Raw genomic sequence first — 18,488 nt, forward strand, 5'->3', positions numbered from 1 at the left:
AAGGGCCGCTCCCTGGTGAGGAGCGGCCCTGTGCGGTGTCGACGCAGCCTACGCGGCGGCGAGGTTCTCGACGAGCTTCAGCACGGTGCGCACCGACGCTCCGGTTCCTCCGTCACCGACGATTCCGTAGCCGGTGCCGTTGTTGGTGCCGGTGCCGGCGATGTCGAGGTGAGCCCACGGGATCTTTGCTCCGCCATCGGCATCCGTGCCGACGAACTCCTGCAGGAAGATGCCGGCCAACAGCATTCCGGCGTCGCGCGATCCCGCGCTGAGGTTGGCCAGGTCGGCGAACTTCGAATCGAGCAGACGACGCAGCTCGGAAGGCAACGGCATCGGCCAGTGCGCTTCGCCGGTGGTTTTGCCTGCCGAGACGACCTGGGCAACGAGGTCGTCGTCACCCATTACACCGGCAGTCCGGCGGCCGAGCGCGACGATGGCGGCACCCGTCAGCGTCGCAATGTCGATGATGGCGTCGGGGTGCTCCTCGCTGGCCAGCGAGAGGCCATCCGCCATCACCAGACGCCCCTCGGCGTCGGTGTTGATCACCTCGACGGTGGTGCCGTTGCGCATCGTCAGCACGTCGTTCGGACGGATCGCGGTGCTCGAGACCAGGTTCTCGGCCAGGCAGAGCCACGCGGTCAGGCGCACCGGCAGGTTGAGGCGGGCCGCAGCGAGAGTGACGGCCAGCGTCGTGGCGGCACCCGCCATGTCGTGGTGCATCGTGAGCATGGAGTCCCAGGGCTTGAGCGAATAGCCGCCGGTGTCGTAGGTGATTCCCTTCCCGACAAACGCGAGGTGTGTGGTCGCCTCGGCCGGGGCGTAACTCACCTTGACCAAGCGCGGTTTGCGTGACGACCCCTGGCCGACCCCGAGAATGCCACCGCAGCCTTCCGTGGCAAGCTTCGTCTCATCCCAGACCTCGACCGTGACCGGAAGCCCCGCCGCGGCATCCACCGCGACCTGTGCGAGCGAGGCCGGGAAGATCTGGGCGCCGGGCGTGTTCACGAGGTCCTTGACCATGCGCACCGCATCGCCGAGTACTCCGATGCGGTCAAGTGCTGCCTGGTCGACGGCGACGTCGGTCAGAACCGTCACGTCAGACGTTGGCACCTTCTGGGTTTTCTTGCTCGTGCCCTTGAAGGTGGTGAAGGAGTAAGAACCGAGGGTGGCGCCTTCGACGACGGCGAGCACTTCGGTTTCGGTTGCGAGAGGCAGCGCGATGGCGACGGATGCGGCGCCGCCGAGCTGACGCACGGCCGAGCCTGCGGCGTTGCGCAGAGCATCGACGGTGACGGCTGAGCCGAGTCCGATCACTGCAACGCTTCCGACAGATGCCCCGATTGCGGGAAGACGCAAGAGAGCGTCGGCCGCGCCGGTGAAATCGAACGTCTCGAACAGATCACTCACCCAGGCATATGCCGGGTCGCCGATATAGGTCGCCCCTTCTGCGCCGGAAAGCGCGCCGACGACGAGCACGTCGACGGCGACGGTGCCAGCGTCGGCAGTCATGAGAGTCACACGGGGAGTAGTCACGATTTGGTCCAATCAGTCCGGAAGCTGAGAAGCTCACCTCTGACGTTAGAGGATGCCGCGCGTCAGCTGACCGTAGACCGTCGGTATGTTTGCGGTGTGCCTGCCCCCTCTTCGCAGGGCACCTCACGTCGGCGGCGGGCTTGCGCTCGCAACCACAGTCCAAGGATTGGCTCGCGAGGTTTCGAGACGCGGCGCCAGAGCGATTCATTGCACTCCAGAGGCGGTGACGTCGTTACCCGCGGGGTGTCGAGTTATGACGAAAAAGGCCGGGCCCCTGTCCGCAGATCGTTTCCTGATCTGCGGGCCGGTGGGGCCCGGCCTTTTTCGTCATTGTTTGAGCTGAGGAGCGGGTGACGACGTCACTGCACACTCCTCCCTCCCTGCACGGTTGGCGGTGAGTGAGCGTTTCGCGGGGTGTCGAGTTATGACAGGAAAGGCCGGGCCCCTCCACCGGCGAATGCGCTGACCACGAGCAACTCACTACACCGCCACGTGCGGTGACGTCATTATCCGCGGGGTGTCGAGTTATGACGAAAAAGGCCGGGCCCCTGTCTGCAGATGGTTACCCGATCTGCAACCGGTGGGGCCCGGCCTTTTTCGTCATTGTTTGAGCTGAGGAGCGGATGACGACGTCACCGCAACACACCTACTCCCATTCGATGGTCCCCGGCGGCTTCGACGTGACGTCGAGCACCACGCGGTTGACTCCGTCGACCTCATTCGTGATGCGGTTCGAGATCTTCGCCAGCACGTCGTACGGCAGGCGGGTCCAGTCAGCGGTCATCGCGTCTTCCGACGAGACCGGGCGCAGCACGATCGGGTGACCGTAGGTGCGGCCGTCGCCCTGCACTCCGACGGAGCGCACGTCGGCGAGCAACACGACGGGGCACTGCCAGATCTCGCGGTCGAGACCGGCCGCGGTCAGCTCGGCGCGAGCGATCGCATCCGCCTTGCGCAGCAGGTCGAGACGCTCCTGCGTTACTTCACCGACGATGCGGATGCCGAGGCCGGGGCCGGGGAACGGCTGACGCTGAACGATGACGTCGGGCAGACCCAGCTCGGAGCCGATCGCGCGAACCTCGTCTTTGAACAGGGTACGCAGCGGCTCGACGAGCTCGAACTGCAGGTCTTCGGGCAGACCGCCCACGTTGTGGTGGCTCTTGATGTTCGCCGTGCCGCTTCCGCCGCCGGACTCGACGACATCCGGGTAGAGGGTGCCCTGCACGAGAAAACGGATCGGGTCGCCGTCGGTGGCCCGCGCTTCGGCGATGAGGTCGGCCTGCGCCTGCTCGAACGAGCGAATGAACTCGCGGCCGATGATCTTGCGCTTGGTCTCGGGGTCGCTGACTCCGGCCAGGGCGTTGATGAACTGCTCGCGGGCGTCGATCGTGATCAGACGCACACCGGTCGAAGCGACGTAGTCAATTTCAACCTGCTCGCGCTCGCCCTCACGCAGCAGACCGTGGTCGACGAAGACGCAGACGAGCTGGTCGCCGACGGCCTTGTGCACGATGGCGGCGGCGACCGAGGAGTCCACTCCGCCGGAGAGACCGCACAGCACCTTGCCGGTGCCGACCTGCTCGCGAATGCGGGCAACCTGCTCGGCGATGACGTTTCCGCTGTTCCAGTCGGCGGGGATGCCTGCGGCGCGGTGCAGGAAGTTCTCGAGAACGTGCTGGCCGTGCTCGGAGTGCTTGACCTCGGGGTGCCACTGCACGCCGTAGAGCTTGCGCTCGTCGTTGGCGAACGCGGCAACCGGGGTCGACTCGGTCGAGGCGAGAACCGTGAAGCCCTCCGGCGCCTTCGAAACGGAGTCGCCGTGGCTCATCCACACAGTCTGTTCGGCGGGCTGGCCGGCGAGCAACGCGTTGACGCCATCCGTCACGGTCACCGGGGTCGAGCCGTACTCGCGGGCGCCGGTCTGGGAGACCTCACCGCCGAGAGCGGTGGCCATCACCTGGAAGCCGTAGCAAATACCGAGCACTGGGATGCCGAGATCGAAGATCGCCGGGTCGAAGCTCGGCGCACCTTCTGCGTAGACGCTTGAGGGTCCGCCCGACAGCACGAGGCCGATCGGGTTCTTCGCCTTCACCTCGTCCGCGGTGATCGAGTGGGCCACGATCTCCGAATAGACGGATGCCTCACGCACGCGTCGAGCGATCAGCTGCGCGTACTGCGCGCCGAAGTCGACGACGAGCACAGGGCGGGCGGTGGTTTGTTCGGTCACGCTCACGCGCGGGCCTCCTGCACGGTTTCGTTGGTTGCGGCGCCCTCACGGGCAGCCAGGAATGCCTTCACTTCGCGGGCAACGCGCACCTCGACGAAGAAGGAAAGTGTGGGAACGACGCCGCCGAGGGCGATCAGAATGAAGCGCGAGAACGGCCAGCGCATCAGGCTCCAAAGACGGAAGTCGGCGAACAGGTAGAGCACGTAGAACCAGCCGTGTGCCATCAGAATGCCGGTGCTCAGGTTGACCGCGGTCACGGTGTCGCGGGGAACCATCGCGAGAAAACCGTTGGGGCCGCCGAGCTCAAGCTCGTAGCCGAGCGCGTACTTGGCGATCATTTCGGCGCAGAGCAGCAGCAGAAAGACACCGGTGATGATCGAAGCGACCTTGTAGAGCCGGAGCGCGCCGGGGATTCTGGGGATGTCGGCGGGCTTAGGTGCAAGTGGCATGACTCAATTCTACGTGGCTAAATCTGGGCGTGAGCCCCGCCAGGCGGCCCCGTCGGACGCGGTCGCCTCACGACCGCGGGCTCCAGGATCCCGATGCACCTCGACCGTTCGCCGAACCGTGTCAATCGACCATTCCCTCGTGCGAAAAAGTGGTCATTTGCCACGGTTCGACGACCCGAATCAGGATGGGTCGGGTCACCGAGGCGCGTCAGCGGCCTCCGCCGCCTCTTCCTCTTCCCGTTCGACGGCATCCTTCACCAGACGGAACCAGAGGAACACCGCGAACCCGGCAAAAACTGCCCATTCGAGCGCGTAGAACACGTTGAGCCAGTTCAGATCGGCGGTTTCGATCGGAGCGGGGGAATCGATGACGGCCAAGCCCGGCGCAGCTTCGGCGTCGACGATGTAGCCGAAGTAGACCGGCTGGTCGGTGTAGCCCGTCCAGATATTGATCAGCGCGGCAGGGGCGACCGTGGTCATCTCATGCGGGTCTCGGCCCTCTTTCGGAACGGTGGGCGCCTCAGCCGCGACGAAACGACCGTTCAGCGTGACCTCGACCGCGATCCCGACCTGCAGATTCTCGCGTGCTGCTTCTGCCGCCTTCTTGTCGGGAGCCCAGCCGCGGGCGACGGCGATGTGGGCGCCCTCGCTCGTGATGAAGTGGCTGACCACCCAATAGCCGCTCTCTCCGCCGTTCAACCGGTCGGCAATCAGTTGCTCGTCTCCGGGAACCCAGAAACCGTCAACCGTCACTTTCTGACCGGTCGCCGAGTCGAAGGGCGGCCCATCGGGCTGAGCGACGTCAGCGAGCGGCAGCGTCTTTTCAGTGGTGCGTTCGACCACAACGCCGGACTCAATGGCCCGGGAGAGCTGCCATTGGCCGAGCAAAGCAAACCCTGCGGCAACGGCCAGGGCGAACACGAGCATTGCCACCCAGCGGGGGCGCAGCATCATTTGAATCACGAATAGTCCTCTGTGCGATCGTCATGCCGCTTTTTCGGCGGCTGACGGTGTTCGGTGATGAAATCAATCATGGGGTCGCCGGTCGGTATCGATTGACTCCCGGCAGCGTCGTCATCTGCATCCGTATCCGCTTCGATGTCGAGATCGGCTTCGGGATCCGAGGCTCCCGGTTTCGCTGTGACCGCCTCGACCAGCGCAATCTCTTCGACGTGCATACGGTCGCGCGGCGGCGGCAAGCCGGCGCTCTTCTTTCTGCCACCGACCAGCGCCGCCCCGATACGTTCGGAACGCGAGGCGAAGAGCGGCCCGAGAATTGCCATGGTGAGCACGTAGAGGCCGGCGAACGGCTGCAAGAGATGGTCGAGGCCGGCCGCCACCGACAGTGTCGCCAGGATCAGGGTGAACTCACCGCGATTGACCAGGATGCCCGCCGCGTTCATGCCTTCAACGACGCCCATTCGATTGAGCCGGGCGAGCAGCATTCCAGAGGCAATGTTGAGCACGAAGGTCATCACGACCGCCGCAAGCACGATGAAGATGACCGAGCCGAACTCGGCCACGTTCAGCGCGAGCCCGAAGTTCAAGAAGAAGAAGGCGCCGAAGACGTCACGCAGTGGTACCGCGACGCGTTCGATCTTCGCCCGATAGGTGCTTGCCCCGAGCACGACGCCGATGAGGAACGCGCCGATCGCATCCGTCACACCGATGATCTCGCCGATGCCGGCGAACAGCACAGCCAGACCGAAGAAGAGGATGGTGAACAGTTCGTCATCTTTGGTGCGGATGAGCCGGGAGACGACTTTGCCGCCCCAGCGGGCGAGCGAGAACATCACGATCAGGAAGAGGAAGGCGATGCCGAGCTGCAACACGATCGGCCAGACCTCGGTCTTGCCGCTCAGAACGACGGAGACAATGGCCAGGTAGATGGCGATGAAAATGTCGCCGACCACCGTCACGCCGAGGATCATCGGTGTTTCTTTGTTCGCCAGGCGGCGCAGCTCGATGAGCAGCTTGGTGATGATGGCGCTTGAGGAGGTTCCGGTCATTCCGGCGATGACGAGCGCCTCGCGGGTGCCCCAACCGACCATCATGCCGAAGGCGAAGCCGATCCCCATGTTGATGAGCACATAGGAGCCGCCGGAGATCAGCAGCTTTCCGGCGTTGTCGAAGAACTCCTCTTGGTCGAACTCAAGACCGAGGCTGAACAGCAGCAGAATCAGCCCGAAGACCGCGATCAGTTCGATGTCGGCCGAGTGAAAATTGAGCGGGAACCAGCCGGAGTGCGGGCTCGCGAGCAGACCGACGATCATGTAGATCGGGATCGACGGGAGCCCGATCAGCTTGCCGAGGCGCCCCAGAACGTAGGCAACAACCAGCAGGATGCCGAGGGTGAGGAGGTCTTGGCCAAGTTCCATCCGCTTACCCCCCGGGCGGAGAGTCGACGGCCTTCGCCTTCACTTCACCAGTGCGGAAGAACGCAAATGCCTTCGCCACCTTCTCGGGCGAGCCGGCGACGACGAGAGTGTCGCCCGGAAAGACCTTGAAGTCTGCGGCCGGGGCGGGGTTGGCCGATTCGCCGCGCACAACCGCGACAACGGTCAGGCCGGCGATGCCGCGATCAGCGGGGTTGCCGAGCGCCTGGCCGGCGATGTGGTCGTCATAGTCGACGGTGAACCAGTCGATCGAGAGACCGGGAATCTGGTCGAGTGCGGTGAGCGATTCGGTGATTTGGGTTCCGCCGAGCAGCTCGGCGAGTGTGCGCGCCTCGTCTTCGCTCAGGCGAAGCGACACTTTGGCCGCGTCGGGCCCGCCTTCTTCATCGGCGAAGGTAATCAGGTCGCTGTGACCCGATCGGTGAGCAATGACGCCAACTTTGCCGCCGTCGTCAGTCACGAAGGTGTGAAGCACACCGACGCCGGGGAGTTTGACCCGCCGAACATCGACCATGGTTGTGACTCCTGAGTGTTGTGGGAAGGAGTTCCATTCTATCGAAGGGTTTCGAGGCGGATGCCGGTGGCTGCGGTCGGTCGATCGGTCGGCGCCGCTCGCACGCACGAAAGGGCCTGGCGCTAGCGCCAGGCCCTTTCGTGCACGTCCTCCGTGCGCGAGGTCTCTCGGCTTCGCTACACGGTCGAGGCGATGTCCGGCGCTTCGAGTCGCACCCGATCGGCCGACTCATCGTCTGGCTGCTCCTGCGACGCGCGCTCGGCGGCAACCCGCTTGAGATAGAACGCCACCTCGCGTTCCTCACGCTCGGCGTCCCACCCGAGTACGCCAGCCAACAGGCGTGCGGCGACGGGCGCCGCCGAGACCCCGCGGTCCCAGGCTTCGATCGAGATCCTGGTGCGCCGGGCGAGCACGTCTTCCAAATGCAGCGCCCCTTCATGGGTTGCCGCGTAGACGACCTCGGCGCCGATGTAGTCATCGGCTCCGGGCAACGGATGCGCCAAGGTCGGGTCGGCCTTGATCAGGTCGAGCAACTCGTCGGTGAGGGTCCCGTACCGGTTCAGCAAGTGTTCAACCCGGGCCGTGTGCAGACCGAACGCGCGGGCGATCTTGCCTCGCTTATTCCAAGCCGCCTGGTACCCCTCCGCGCCGAGCAGCGGGATGTCCTGGGTCGTCGAGGGCGGAATGCGCCCGTCGAGTGCGTCGGCAGCCGCGTCGATCGCATCCTTCGCCATCACCCGGTAGGTCGTCCATTTGCCACCGGCGATCACGACCAAGCCGGGAACCGAGTGGCCGACGAGATGCTCGCGGGACAGCTTGGAGGTCTGCTCTGACTCGCCGGCGAGCAACGGCCGCAGTCCCGCGTAGACCCCTTCGACGTCTTCGCGGGTGAGTGGAACATTGATTACCGCATTGACGTGTTCGAGCAGGTAGTCGATGTCGGCGGTCGTCGCGGCCGGATGCGCCTTGTCGAGATGCCAGTCGGTGTCGGTCGTGCCGATCAACCAGTGGCGACCCCACGGGATCACGAAGAGCACGCTCTTCTCGGTGCGCAGCAGCAGCCCCATCGCCGACTGGAACCGGTCACGGGGAACCACCAGGTGGATGCCCTTCGACGCCCGTACCTTGAATGTGCCGCGTTCGCCGACCATGCGTTGGGTGTCGTCAGTCCAGACCCCTGTCGCGTTGACGACCTGCTTGGCCCGCACTTCGAAGCGTTCACCGGTTTGCAGGTCGTGTGCCTGCACGCCGACGACACGCTCTCCCACCTTGATGAAGCCTTCGACCCGCACCCGGCTGGCCACGTGGGCGCCGTAGAACGAGGCGGTGCGCACGAGCGTCGACACGTAGCGCGCGTCGTCGACCTGGGCGTCGTAATAGGTGATGCCCCCGACCAACGCATCGTCGGCGATGCTCGGGATGAGCTTCTTCACCTGCGACTTCGACAGATGCCGGTGGTGCGGCACACCGGGCGGGCGACCGCCGGTGTACGAGAAAATGTCGTAGAGCAGCATGCCGGCGCCCACATAGACGCGCTCGGTGATGCGTTTCTTCAGCGGGTAGAGAAACCGCACCGGCTTGACGAGGTGGGGTGCGATCCGCTGAAGCAGCAGACCACGTTCGATCAGAGCCTCGCGTACCAGCCGAAAATCGAGCTGTTCCAAATAGCGGATGCCGCCGTGCACGAGCTTCGACGAGCGACTCGAGGTGCCCGAAGCCCAGTCACGCTGCTCAAGCACACCAACGCTCAGTCCGCGGGTGACCGCATCCAGAGCGCTCCCGGCGCCGACGATCCCTCCGCCGACGACCAGGATGTCTAGCTCTTTGTCTTTCAGCCGGGCGAGCGCTGCGGCTCGTTCTTCAGGCCCCAGTTTTGAGGAACGTGTTACCGAGTTGCTCGTGGCCATGCGCGGACTCCCATCCAGACGGCAAGATGCTTAACCCGACGCTAGTTCACTCGGTACGGCGCGACAACTACCTCGACGCGCTGGAACTCCTTCAAGTCCGAATATCCGGTGGTCGCCATCGAACGACGCAGGGCGCCGACCAGGTTTGCCGTGCCGTCGGCGACGGGTGCCGGGCCGTAGAGAATCTCTTCGAGCGGAGCAACGGTTCCCACCTCGACACGCTTGCCACGCGGCAGCTGCGAGTGGTGCGCCTCGGCACCCCAGTGGAAGCCGCCGCCGGGGGCATCGGTTGCCCGGGCCAGCGTCGAGCCGAGCATGACCGCGTCGGCGCCACAGGCGATGGCCTTGACGATGTCGCCCGACGTGCCGAGGCCGCCGTCGGCGATGACGTGCACGTAGCGGCCGCCCGACTCGTCCATGTAGTCGCGACGCGCCCCGGCCACATCCGCCACGGCCGTGGCCATGGGGGCGTGGATGCCGAGCGTCGCGCGGGTGGTCGATGCGGCGCCGCCGCCGAAGCCGACAAGCACACCGGCCGCACCGGTGCGCATGAGGTGGAGGGCCGCCGTGTAGGTCGCGGCGCCGCCGACGATGACGGGAACATCGAGCTCGTAGATGAACTTCTTGAGGTTCAACGGCTCCTGGTTCTGCGAGACGTGCTCGGCCGACACCGTGGTGCCGCGGATGACGAAAAGGTCGACGCCGGCAGCGACGACGGTTTCATAGAGTTCTTGGGTGCGCTGGGGCGACAGAGCACCGGCGACGGTCACCCCGGCGGCACGGATCTCGGCCAGCCGTGCGGTGACGAGTTCCGGCTTGATCGGTGCGGAGTACATCTCCTGCATCCGCTGCGTCGCCTTGTCGGCGGGCAGTGTGCGAATCTCGGCGAGCAGCGGCTCGGGGTCGTCGTAACGGGTCCAGAGTCCTTCGAGATCGAGCACGCCGATACCGCCGAGCTGGCCCATCATGATGGCCGTGGTCGGAGAGACGACGGAGTCCATCGGTGCCGCGAGGATCGGGATGTCGAACTGGTAGGCGTCGATCGACCAGCTGACCGAGACATCCTCGGGGTCGCGGGTGCGACGGCTGGGAACGATCGCGATGTCGTCGAAGGCGTAAACCCGACGAGCGCGCTTGGAACGGCCGATTTCAATCTCCATAGTCACCAGACCAGTCTAGGGCGTGCGGTCGTCGCTCCCTCCGGTGCGGCTCTTCCACCTTCGTTCTCCCCGCGACCAGCAGTTGTCGGAGCCTCAGCACTCGGGAAGCTCCGACAACTGCAGGTTCGCGGCTCGACGGGGCGCGGGCGATGCGGCACGATGAAGCCATGGACGTCATCGCAGATCCCCTGTCCCTGTTGCGCTTGCGCACGAGCGAGAAGTGGCGCACGTTCGGCGAGGATGTGCTCCCCCTTTTCGTCGCCGAGATGGACTTCCCCCTCGCCGAGCCGATCAAGCGCGCACTGCATGAGGCGATCGACCGGAACGATTCCGGCTATGTCGCCGAGCAGAATGGCTTTGCGGATGCCTTCGCCGGCTTCGCTCTCGGCCGATGGAATTGGCAGGTCGATCCTGCGCACGTGACCACCACCACCGATGTCAGCGTCGCCATCGTCGAAACCCTGCGTCAGGTGATCGTGCCGGGCGACGCGGTGGTGATCAACCCGCCGATCTATCCCCCGTTCTTCGATCTGGTTCCCGAGGCCGGCGGCGAGGTACACGAGGTCCCGCTGGTCCGCAGCGACACGGGATGGTCACTCGACCTCGACGGCCTCGAGCAGGCCTTCGCCGACGGCGCGCGCGCCTACCTGCTCTGCAACCCGCACAACCCACTCGGGCACCCGCACAGCATCGAAGACCTCACCGCCGTCGCCCTGTTGGCCGCGCAATACGACGTCACGGTGATCAGCGACGAGGTGCATGCCCCACTGACCCACACCGACGGCACTTTCACGCCGTTCCTCTCGGTTTCACCGGAGGCCGCCGAGTACGGCATCTGTGTCACGGCGGCCAGCAAGGCCTGGAACCTGGCCGGCCTCAAATGCGCGGCGATCGTCACGTCATCCGCACGGATGCGCGCCGCTCTCGACGGCCTGCCGGAGGAGGTGCTCTGGCGCACCAGCATCCTGGGACTGATCGCCGGCACCGCCGCGTTCACCGAGGGTGAGCCGTGGCTCGACGGGGCGATTTCAGCCATCCAGTCGAATCGAGTGCTACTCGCGGACCTGCTCGACGCCCAGCTGCCCGGCGTCGGCTACGACCAGCCGAGAGCCAGCTATCTGGCCTGGCTCGACTTTCGTCAGCTCGGCTGGGGCGAAGACCCGTCGGTGATGGCACTGGAGCAGTCGAAGGTGGCGCTGAACCCCGGCCCGACCTTCGGGGCCGAAGGCTCAGGCTTTGTCCGGCTCAACTTCGCCTGCTCGCCCGAGGTTCTCTCCGAAGCGATCTCGCGGCTGGCCGCGGTCATGTAGAAGGCCGTTCCGGTGGTTGAGGAGCGCCCGACGTGTTTCGAGACGCGGCCTCCTGCGTCGGCTGCTCCTCAACAACCGACGGCCGCGTCTCGAAACCAAGCGAGCCGATCCTCAGACGCAACCAGCGTTCGAAGATCGGCTCACGAGGTCTCGAGACGGCCGCGGGCGGCCTCCTCGACCACCGCAAGTTTCTAGCGGCGGTAGTTCGGCGCCTCAACCACGATCTGCACGTCGTGCGGGTGTGATTCCTTGAGCCCGGCCGACGTGATGCGCACGAACTTGCCCTTCTGCTTGAGCTCCTCGATGGTGCGGGCTCCGACGTAGAACATCGACTGGCGGAGGCCGCCGATGAGCTGGTACGCCACGGCAGACACGGGGCCGCGGTACGGAACCTGGCCTTCGATGCCTTCGGGGATCAGCTTGTCGTCACTCGGGACATCCGACTGGAAGTAGCGGTCCTTGGAGTACGACGTCTTCGACCCGCGGGTCTGCATCGCGCCGAGCGACCCCATACCGCGATAGGCCTTGAACTGTTTGCCACCCACGAAGACGAGCTCGCCGGGGCTCTCATCGGTACCGGCCAGCAGCCCGCCAAGCATCACGGTGTCGGCACCGGCGACGAGCGCCTTCGCGATATCGCCCGAGTACTGCAGGCCGCCATCGGCGATGACGGGGATGCCGGCTTCGCGTGCCGCGAGGGAGGCCTGGTAGACGGCGGTGATCTGGGGCACGCCCACACCGGCGACGATGCGCGTGGTGCAGATGGAGCCGGGGCCGACACCCACCTTGATCGCGTCGGCACCGGCCTCGATAAGAGCCTGTGCACCAGCGCGCGTTGCCACGTTGCCGCCAATCACGTCGACACCGTTGAACGCCGAGTCGCTCTTGAGCTTGCGGATGAGTTCTAGTACACCGGCACTCTCACCGTTGGCGGTGTCGACAACCAGCACGTCAACTCCCGCCTCGAGCAGACGGGTGGCACGCTGCCAGGCGTCGCCGAAGAAGCCGATGGCGGCGCCGACGCGCAGGCGTCCGGCGTCATCCTTCGTGGCAAAGGGGTATTCCTCGCTCTTGTCGAAGTCCTTGACCGTGATCAGACCGGTGAGCTTGCCGGCCTCATCCACCAGCGGAAGCTTCTCGATCTTGTGCTTGGCAAAAATCTCAACGGCATCCATCGGCGGCATGCCGACCTTGCCGGTGATCAGCGGCGACGTGGTCATCACTTCGCGCACGAGGGTCGTGTGCTTTTTGGTCTCCGAGACGAAACGCATGTCGCGGTTGGTGATGATGCCGACCAGGATGCCCTTGGAGTCGACGACCGGAAGGCCGCTGATTCGGAACTGGCCGCACAGCGCGTCGACCTCGGCCACGGTGGCGTCCGGCGTGGTGGTGACCGGGTTCGTGATCATGCCGGATTCGCTGCGCTTGACGAGGTCGACCTGTTCGGCCTGGTCGTCGATCGACAGGTTGCGGTGCAGGATACCGAGGCCGCCCTCACGCGCCATGGCGATCGCCATGCGCGTCTCGGTCACGGTGTCCATGGCGCTGGACAGCAGCGGAGTCGCGACGTTGATCCGTCGGGTCAGGCGCGACGTGGTCTCGGCCTCACTCGGAATGACGTCTGTGTGTCCAGGAAGAAGCAGGACGTCGTCGTAGGTAAGCCCAATGAAACCGAACGGATCTGGCTGATCCATGTCACCCCTTTGCGTGGCAGGAATTGAGAAAAGTTGACTGGGAGCGATCGTTGGTCCCGATTTATCAATGTTAAGCGAGATTACGCCACGCGCATTCCCCCTTCCTGCATGCTGCCTAGCCCACGCCCAGGTAGGCCTCCTTGATCGCCGGGTTCGCGAGCAATTCGCGGCCAGTTCCGCTGTGGGTGATCTCCCCGGTTTCCAGCACGAATCCCCGGTTGGCCTTGGACAGCGCCTGGGTGGCGTTCTGCTCGACCAAGAGAATTGTCGTGCCCTGCGCATTGATCTCTGCGATGATCCTGAAAATCTGCTTGATGAATTGCGGGGCAAGGCCCATCGACGGTTCGTCGAGCAGCAACAGCCGCGGTGCGCTCATCAGCGCCCGGCCGATCGCCAGCATCTGCTGTTCGCCGCCCGACATGGTTCCGCCGAACTGTGTCTTGCGTTCGGCAAGTCGCGGAAACAGCGAGAACACACGCTCGTAGTCGGCAGCCATCCCCGAGCGGTCGGCGCGACCGAACGCGCCCATGTCGAGGTTCTCAAGCACCGTCATGCCCGGAAAGATCCCCCGGCCTTCCGGCGCTTGGGAGATCCCGCGCACCACACGGAGGTGGGCCTTCAGCTTGGTGATGTCGTCGCCGTCGAAGGTGATCGACCCCTTTGACGGGTTGAGCAGACCTGAGATCGTCTTCATCGTCGTTGACTTGCCGGCGCCGTTCGCACCAATCAGCGACACGATCTCGCCCTCCTCCACCGAGAAGGACATGTCGTGGATCGCTTCAATGCGACCGTAGTGAACGCTGACGTTTTTCAGCTCAAGCAGGCTCATCGTCTGGCTCCCCCAGGTAGGCGGAGATAACCCGCGGATCATTGCGAATGGCGACGGGAGTGTCGTCGGCGAGCTTCTTGCCGAACTCCAACACCACGATGCGGTCGGTGACGCCCATCACCAGCCTCATGTCGTGTTCGATCAACAGCACGGTGTAGCCGTCGGCCCTGATGCGACGGATGAGCACCATCAGGTCTTCTTTTTCGGCCGGGTTGAATCCGGCGGCGGGTTCGTCGAGGCAGAGCACCTTGGGATCGGTGGCGAGCGCCCGGGCGATCTCCAACCGACGCTGGTGCCCGTACGGAAGGTGCCGCGACAGCGTGCCCGCATGGTCGGCGATCCCAACGAACTCAAGAAGCGCCATCCCCCGTTCCACAGCCGACTTTTCCTCGCGGGTGTGGCGCGGAAGCCGCAGCAGCGCCCCGATCACACTCGTGCGGTGCCGGGCGTCGAGGCCGACCACCACGTTCTCGAGAGCCGTCATTTCGCCGAACAAGCGGATGTTCTGAAACGTGCGGGCGAGTCCGCGCCGGGTGATTTTGTGCTGCTTCACTCCCTTGAGCGATTCGCCCTCGAGCAGCACGTCACCGCTGGTGGGCTTGTACACCCCGGTCATGGCATTGAAACAGGTCGTCTTGCCGGCGCCGTTCGGTCCGATCAGTCCGAGGATCTCCCCCCGTTTGATGTTGAATGACACGTTGTCGAGCGCAACGAGTCCGCCGAACTTCATCGTGAGGTTCACGATCTCCATGATGTTGTCGCCGACCTCGACGGCAATCTCGCGGTCGGGTGCCGCGGCCTCGGCGACCTCGGCGGGCACATCGGCGAGCTCCGGTGGCGTGGCGGAGACGGCAGCTGTCGAATCGCTCATGAAGCTTCTCCTTCCGGCGCCGAGGGGGCGGGAGTATCGGGCGGCGACGCTTTCGTCGCCGCTTTTCGAGCGATCTTGTGATAGGCGTTTCGGCCGTAGGCCAAGAGCCGCTGACGGGCCGGGATCAGTCCCTGCGGGCGGAAGATCATGATGATGATCAGCGCAATCCCGAAGATGAAGTACTTGTAGTCGGCGATGGCGGTGAAGCGAAGCGGGATGTACGCGACGAGTGCGCCACCCAGAACCGCGCCCACCTTGTTGCCGGCACCACCGAGCACAACGGCGGCGACGAACAGGATCGAGGTTTGCACGTCGAACTTCTGATTGTTCACGAAGCCGACTTGCCCGGCGAAGATCGCGCCGGACAGACCGCCGACCGCCGCCCCGATCGCGAAGGCCCAGACCTTGTATTTGAAGGTCGGAACACCCATGATCTCAGCGGCATCTTCGTCTTCACGGATGGCGATCCACGAGCGGCCGACCCGGCTGCGCTCGAGATTACCGGCCAGCAACAACACGATGAGGATGATCGTCAGGGTCATCCAATACCAGGGCGTGCCGTTGGAGTTCGCGAAGATCGGGTTACCATCCGCGGTTTCTCCGGGCGGATGACCGACGTTCTGAAAGCCGACCTGCCCCTTCAACGCCGGGATGATCGTGGCCAGGATGCGCACGATCTCTCCGAAGCCGAGCGTCACGATGGCGAGGTAGTCACCGCGCAGGCGCAGCGTCGGGATGCCGAGCACGACGCCGAAGAACATCGCGACCCCCATGGCGACGGGAAGCGTCCAGAGATACGGAATGTGCAAGTAGGGCGAGTCGGGGCTGGTCAGCATCGCCGCGGTGTATGACCCGATCGCGAAGAACGCCACATAACCGAGGTCGAGCAGGCCCGCGTAGCCGATTACGACGTTGAGGCCGACGGCGATCAGAGCAAAGCTGGCCATCGTGAAGCACGCCAGCGGCCAGTCATTGCCCGGTTCGGTCGTGAGCAGCGGCACGTTGAAGACCGGCAGCAGGTAGGCCAACCCGACGACGATGAGCAGCCAGAGCCACTGCACCTGACGCGGAAGCAGGTTCCAGCGGTCACGCAACGGCTGCGACCAACGTCCCTTCTTCTTCGACTGGGCTTCAACGTCGAGCTTTTCCCGGTCGGATTCCGCGTCGGGCAGAATCTTCGGACCGTCGATGAAACTCATGCTCTGCTCCGTCCGAGTGAGGTCCCGAGGATTCCCTCAGGTTTGATGAGCAGCACGAGAACGAGCACGACGAACGCGACAACATCCGTCCATTGCGAATTGCCGAGCAGAATCTGCCCGTAGTTGCCGATCAGGCCGAGCAGGAAGCCGCCGAGGAGCGCCCCCCGCACATTGCCGATCCCGCCGAGCACCGCAGCCGCGAACGCCTTGATACCCAGGATGAAACCGCCGGTGTAGAGCACGCCGGAGGGGATCAGCATCACGTAGAAGAGGGAGCCGACCCCGGCGACGGCACCGCCGATCAGAAAGGTGGTGACGATGATCTTCTGCTTGTCCACGCCCATCAGCGTGGCCACGTCGGGGTTTTGGGCCACCGCGCGAATGCCGCGGCCGGTGCGGGAGGTGCGGATGAACTGGTCGACCAGGATCATTGTGACCAGAGATGCGATCACGATCACGATCTGCTGGCTGTTCACGATCGTGCCGAAGACGTCGAAGACCGGTACCGGAACGAACATGGTCACGGCCGGTTCCGGGTTGCCGCCACGGATGATGAAGATCGAGTACTGGATGGCGAAGGATGCACCGATCGCGGTGATCAGGAAGGCCAACCGCGACGCGTTTCGCTTGCGCAATGGCCGGTAGGCGACCCGCTCGACGATGTAGGCGGTGGCCGCGGCGACGAGCATCGCGACAAGTAGCGCGAGTAAGAGGTCGAGCACGATCAACCACAGGGGCAACGTCGGCGCGTTGGGGCCGAAGCCGAGTGTCGTGAGAACCAGAACGACGCCGTAGCAGCCCATGATGAAGACTTCGGAGTGGGCGAAGTTGATGAGGTTGAGCACGCCGTAGACGAGGGTGTATCCCACAGCGACGAGACCGTAAATGGCCCCGAAGGTGAGGCCGTCGAAGGTGGCGCTCCAAAAGTTTTGGATCAGCGACGGGACATCGAAAGAGATCCAGCCGTTGTCGAGTATGGGGTGAATTAAGAGATCGAGCATTCGGCATCCGCTTCTAACTTGCCTGAGACGCCAATGTCTCAGGGGACACGCAACGATGATTCGAGAATGCCGCGGGGGCGTTGAGTACACGCCCCCGCGGCATTAGTCGATCGGCGTTATCCGATAACTCCAGTCAGCACGATCTTCCCGTCGAGCACCCGGTAGCCGTAGACGGCCGGGGTCGCGAGCTCACCGGTGGAGTCCCACTTGTAGTGCTTGCTCAGTCCGTCGGCGTCATAGCCGGTGACCCACTTGAGCAGGTCGGGACGGGTGATGTTTCCCTGGCCGATTCCGGAAAGCAGAACCGTCGCGGCGTCGTAGCCCTCAATGGAGTAGGTGCCCGGTTCCGCGTTGAAGGCTGCGCTGTACGCCTTCTGGAATTCGGGGATCAGTTCACCGGGGGTGCAGGGGCAGGTGAAGTAGGCGTTCTCTGATGCATCGCCGGCCAGCTTGATGAACTGGTCGTCCTTCACACCATCCGGTGCGACGAAGGTGCCGGTGTACCCCTTGGCGACAAGCTGCTGGTCGAAGGGCGCTCCCTCGGCGTAGTAGCCGGAGTAGTAAACGGCGTCAGGCTTCGCGTTCATGATCTTGGAGATCGTGGCCGAGAAGTCTTTCTGACCGGTGATCACCTTGTCGCTGCCGACGAGGGCATCGCCCAGCGCCTCCGTCGTCGTGGTGCCGAGTCCGATGCCGTAGTCCGAGTCATCCTGAACCAGGTAGACAGTCTTGGCTTCCAGCGGGCCGGTCATGAACGAGGCTGCTGCCGGTCCCTGAACTGCGTCATTGCCGAGGCCACGGAAGAAGGTCTTCCAGCCGTTCTTGGTCAGGTCGGGGTTCGTGGCGGACGGCGTGATGTGTACCAGGCCGGCCTGCTCGAAGATGTTTCCCGTTGCCTTCGACTCACCCGAGAACGGGAGGCCGATGACGCCGATGATCGATTCCGTGTTGACGGCCTGGGTGACGGGGCCCGTCGCCTTGTTCGGGTCGCCTTCCGTGTCGAACTTGGTGAAGTTGACCTGGCAACCGGGGTTTGCCTCGTTGTGCTGGTCGATGGCGAGCTGCACGCCGTTGTAGATATTGATACCGAGCTGGGCGTTCGCCCCGGTCTCTGCGCCGATGTAGGCGATGTCGAGGCCGGCCGGACAGGTTGCCTTTCCATCCCCGGCGGGGAGAACTGCGTTGGCCGGAACCTCAACCGAGGTGGCCGCGGGAAGATTGACCCGACCGCTCGCCGCTGTTTCGGTGGATCCTCCGGTTGTACCCTGGTTTGCACAACCGGCCAAAACGAGGYCTGCTGCCGCTGCTAGGGCGAAACTTACTAGGACTTTCTTTCGTAACATGTGATTCTGCCTCTCGACCTGAATGCGCTACGGTCCGCGACGGTGCGGGCCCTAC

15 protein-coding genes are annotated in these 18,488 nt (G+C 64.5%); 1 reads left to right on the forward strand and 14 read right to left on the reverse strand.

Going from position 1 to position 18,488, the window contains the following annotated elements; genetic code table 11:
• Positions 1-48: 48 nt before the first annotated feature.
• The 8 genes from AB4Y63_RS10115 to AB4Y63_RS10150 all read right to left on the reverse strand — a co-directional run bounded on the left by AB4Y63_RS10115 (position 49) and on the right by AB4Y63_RS10150 (position 10,186).
• A complete protein-coding gene (locus AB4Y63_RS10115) occupies positions 49-1,509 on the reverse strand; it encodes a leucyl aminopeptidase (RefSeq protein ID WP_441790992.1) in 1,461 nt (486 codons plus the stop codon).
• A 670-nt stretch (positions 1,510-2,179) separates the two neighbouring features.
• Positions 2,180-3,760 carry a glutamine-hydrolyzing GMP synthase gene (gene guaA / locus AB4Y63_RS10120; RefSeq protein WP_441790993.1) on the reverse strand — a complete coding sequence of 527 codons (1,581 nt, stop codon included), beginning with the start codon at positions 3,758-3,760 and terminating at the stop codon, positions 2,180-2,182.
• Positions 3,761-3,762: 2 nt separating this feature from the next.
• Complete coding sequence (locus AB4Y63_RS10125; RefSeq protein WP_441790926.1) at positions 3,763-4,209, reverse strand: DUF3817 domain-containing protein; 447 nt, start codon at positions 4,207-4,209, stop codon at positions 3,763-3,765.
• Between the two features lie 195 nt (positions 4,210-4,404).
• Positions 4,405-5,163, reverse strand: coding sequence for an SURF1 family protein (locus AB4Y63_RS10130; protein ID WP_441790994.1), 759 nt, complete (start codon positions 5,161-5,163; stop codon positions 4,405-4,407).
• A gap of 5 nt (positions 5,164-5,168) precedes the next feature.
• Complete coding sequence (locus AB4Y63_RS10135) at positions 5,169-6,587, reverse strand: cation:proton antiporter (RefSeq protein ID WP_441790927.1); 1,419 nt, start codon at positions 6,585-6,587, stop codon at positions 5,169-5,171.
• 4 nt (positions 6,588-6,591) lie between these two features.
• Positions 6,592-7,119: a cation:proton antiporter regulatory subunit gene (locus AB4Y63_RS10140; RefSeq protein WP_441790928.1), complete on the reverse strand. Its 528-nt coding sequence runs from the start codon at positions 7,117-7,119 to the stop codon at positions 6,592-6,594.
• Positions 7,120-7,295: 176 nt separating this feature from the next.
• Entirely contained in the window at positions 7,296-9,026 is a 1,731-nt protein-coding gene (locus tag AB4Y63_RS10145) for a glycerol-3-phosphate dehydrogenase/oxidase (RefSeq protein ID WP_441790929.1), read from the reverse strand.
• Between the two features lie 41 nt (positions 9,027-9,067).
• A complete protein-coding gene (locus AB4Y63_RS10150) occupies positions 9,068-10,186 on the reverse strand; it encodes a GuaB3 family IMP dehydrogenase-related protein (RefSeq protein ID WP_441790995.1) in 1,119 nt (372 codons plus the stop codon).
• A gap of 167 nt (positions 10,187-10,353) precedes the next feature.
• Here AB4Y63_RS10150 and AB4Y63_RS10155 point away from each other — a divergent pair, with 167 nt between their 5' ends.
• On the forward strand, positions 10,354-11,496 hold the full coding sequence (locus AB4Y63_RS10155) for a MalY/PatB family protein (protein WP_441790930.1): 1,143 nt from the start codon (positions 10,354-10,356) through the stop codon (positions 11,494-11,496).
• A gap of 191 nt (positions 11,497-11,687) precedes the next feature.
• On the opposite strand, the gene guaB is transcribed toward AB4Y63_RS10155, so the two are convergent.
• From guaB to AB4Y63_RS10185, 6 genes are all read right to left on the reverse strand, one after another.
• A complete protein-coding gene (gene guaB, locus AB4Y63_RS10160) occupies positions 11,688-13,190 on the reverse strand; it encodes an IMP dehydrogenase (protein ID WP_441790931.1) in 1,503 nt (500 codons plus the stop codon).
• A gap of 115 nt (positions 13,191-13,305) precedes the next feature.
• Entirely contained in the window at positions 13,306-14,019 is a 714-nt protein-coding gene (locus tag AB4Y63_RS10165) for an ABC transporter ATP-binding protein (protein ID WP_441790932.1), read from the reverse strand.
• Complete coding sequence (locus tag AB4Y63_RS10170; RefSeq protein ID WP_441790933.1) at positions 14,006-14,890, reverse strand: ABC transporter ATP-binding protein; 885 nt, start codon at positions 14,888-14,890, stop codon at positions 14,006-14,008. Before AB4Y63_RS10170 ends, AB4Y63_RS10165 begins: the two co-directional genes overlap by 14 nt.
• A complete protein-coding gene (locus AB4Y63_RS10175) occupies positions 14,887-16,089 on the reverse strand; it encodes a branched-chain amino acid ABC transporter permease (protein WP_441790934.1) in 1,203 nt (400 codons plus the stop codon). The genes AB4Y63_RS10170 and AB4Y63_RS10175 overlap by 4 nt, the downstream gene beginning before the upstream one ends.
• A complete protein-coding gene (locus AB4Y63_RS10180; RefSeq protein WP_441790935.1) occupies positions 16,086-17,090 on the reverse strand; it encodes a branched-chain amino acid ABC transporter permease in 1,005 nt (334 codons plus the stop codon). The genes AB4Y63_RS10175 and AB4Y63_RS10180 overlap by 4 nt, the downstream gene beginning before the upstream one ends.
• A gap of 116 nt (positions 17,091-17,206) precedes the next feature.
• Positions 17,207-18,376 carry a branched-chain amino acid ABC transporter substrate-binding protein gene (locus tag AB4Y63_RS10185; protein WP_441790936.1) on the reverse strand — a complete coding sequence of 390 codons (1,170 nt, stop codon included), beginning with the start codon at positions 18,374-18,376 and terminating at the stop codon, positions 17,207-17,209.
• Positions 18,377-18,488: the final 112 nt, after the last annotated feature.

The sequence above is a fragment of the Leifsonia sp. YAF41 genome (genome assembly GCF_052113185.1).
GTDB lineage: Bacteria > Actinomycetota > Actinomycetes > Actinomycetales > Microbacteriaceae > Cryobacterium.

Excerpts from the sequence above, each read along its gene's own strand:
- AB4Y63_RS10135 (WP_441790927.1), bottom strand. The coding sequence starts at position 6,587 with ATGGAACTTGGCCAAGACCTCCTCACCCTCGGCATCCTGCTGGTTGTT.
- AB4Y63_RS10170 (WP_441790933.1), bottom strand. The coding sequence starts at position 14,890 with ATGAGCGATTCGACAGCTGCCGTCTCCGCCACGCCACCGGAGCTCGCC.
- AB4Y63_RS10150 (WP_441790995.1), bottom strand. The coding sequence starts at position 10,186 with ATGGAGATTGAAATCGGCCGTTCCAAGCGCGCTCGTCGGGTTTACGCC.
- AB4Y63_RS10145 (WP_441790929.1), bottom strand. The coding sequence starts at position 9,026 with ATGGCCACGAGCAACTCGGTAACACGTTCCTCAAAACTGGGGCCTGAA.
- AB4Y63_RS10165 (WP_441790932.1), bottom strand. The coding sequence starts at position 14,019 with ATGAGCCTGCTTGAGCTGAAAAACGTCAGCGTTCACTACGGTCGCATT.
- AB4Y63_RS10125 (WP_441790926.1), bottom strand. The coding sequence starts at position 4,209 with ATGCCACTTGCACCTAAGCCCGCCGACATCCCCAGAATCCCCGGCGCG.
- AB4Y63_RS10175 (WP_441790934.1), bottom strand. The coding sequence starts at position 16,089 with ATGAGTTTCATCGACGGTCCGAAGATTCTGCCCGACGCGGAATCCGAC.
- AB4Y63_RS10140 (WP_441790928.1), bottom strand. The coding sequence starts at position 7,119 with ATGGTCGATGTTCGGCGGGTCAAACTCCCCGGCGTCGGTGTGCTTCAC.
- AB4Y63_RS10130 (WP_441790994.1), bottom strand. The coding sequence starts at position 5,163 with ATGATGCTGCGCCCCCGCTGGGTGGCAATGCTCGTGTTCGCCCTGGCC.
- guaB (WP_441790931.1), bottom strand. The coding sequence starts at position 13,190 with ATGGATCAGCCAGATCCGTTCGGTTTCATTGGGCTTACCTACGACGAC.
- AB4Y63_RS10180 (WP_441790935.1), bottom strand. The coding sequence starts at position 17,090 with ATGCTCGATCTCTTAATTCACCCCATACTCGACAACGGCTGGATCTCT.
- AB4Y63_RS10155 (WP_441790930.1), top strand. The coding sequence starts at position 10,354 with ATGGACGTCATCGCAGATCCCCTGTCCCTGTTGCGCTTGCGCACGAGC.
- AB4Y63_RS10115 (WP_441790992.1), bottom strand. The coding sequence starts at position 1,509 with ATGACTGCCGACGCTGGCACCGTCGCCGTCGACGTGCTCGTCGTCGGC.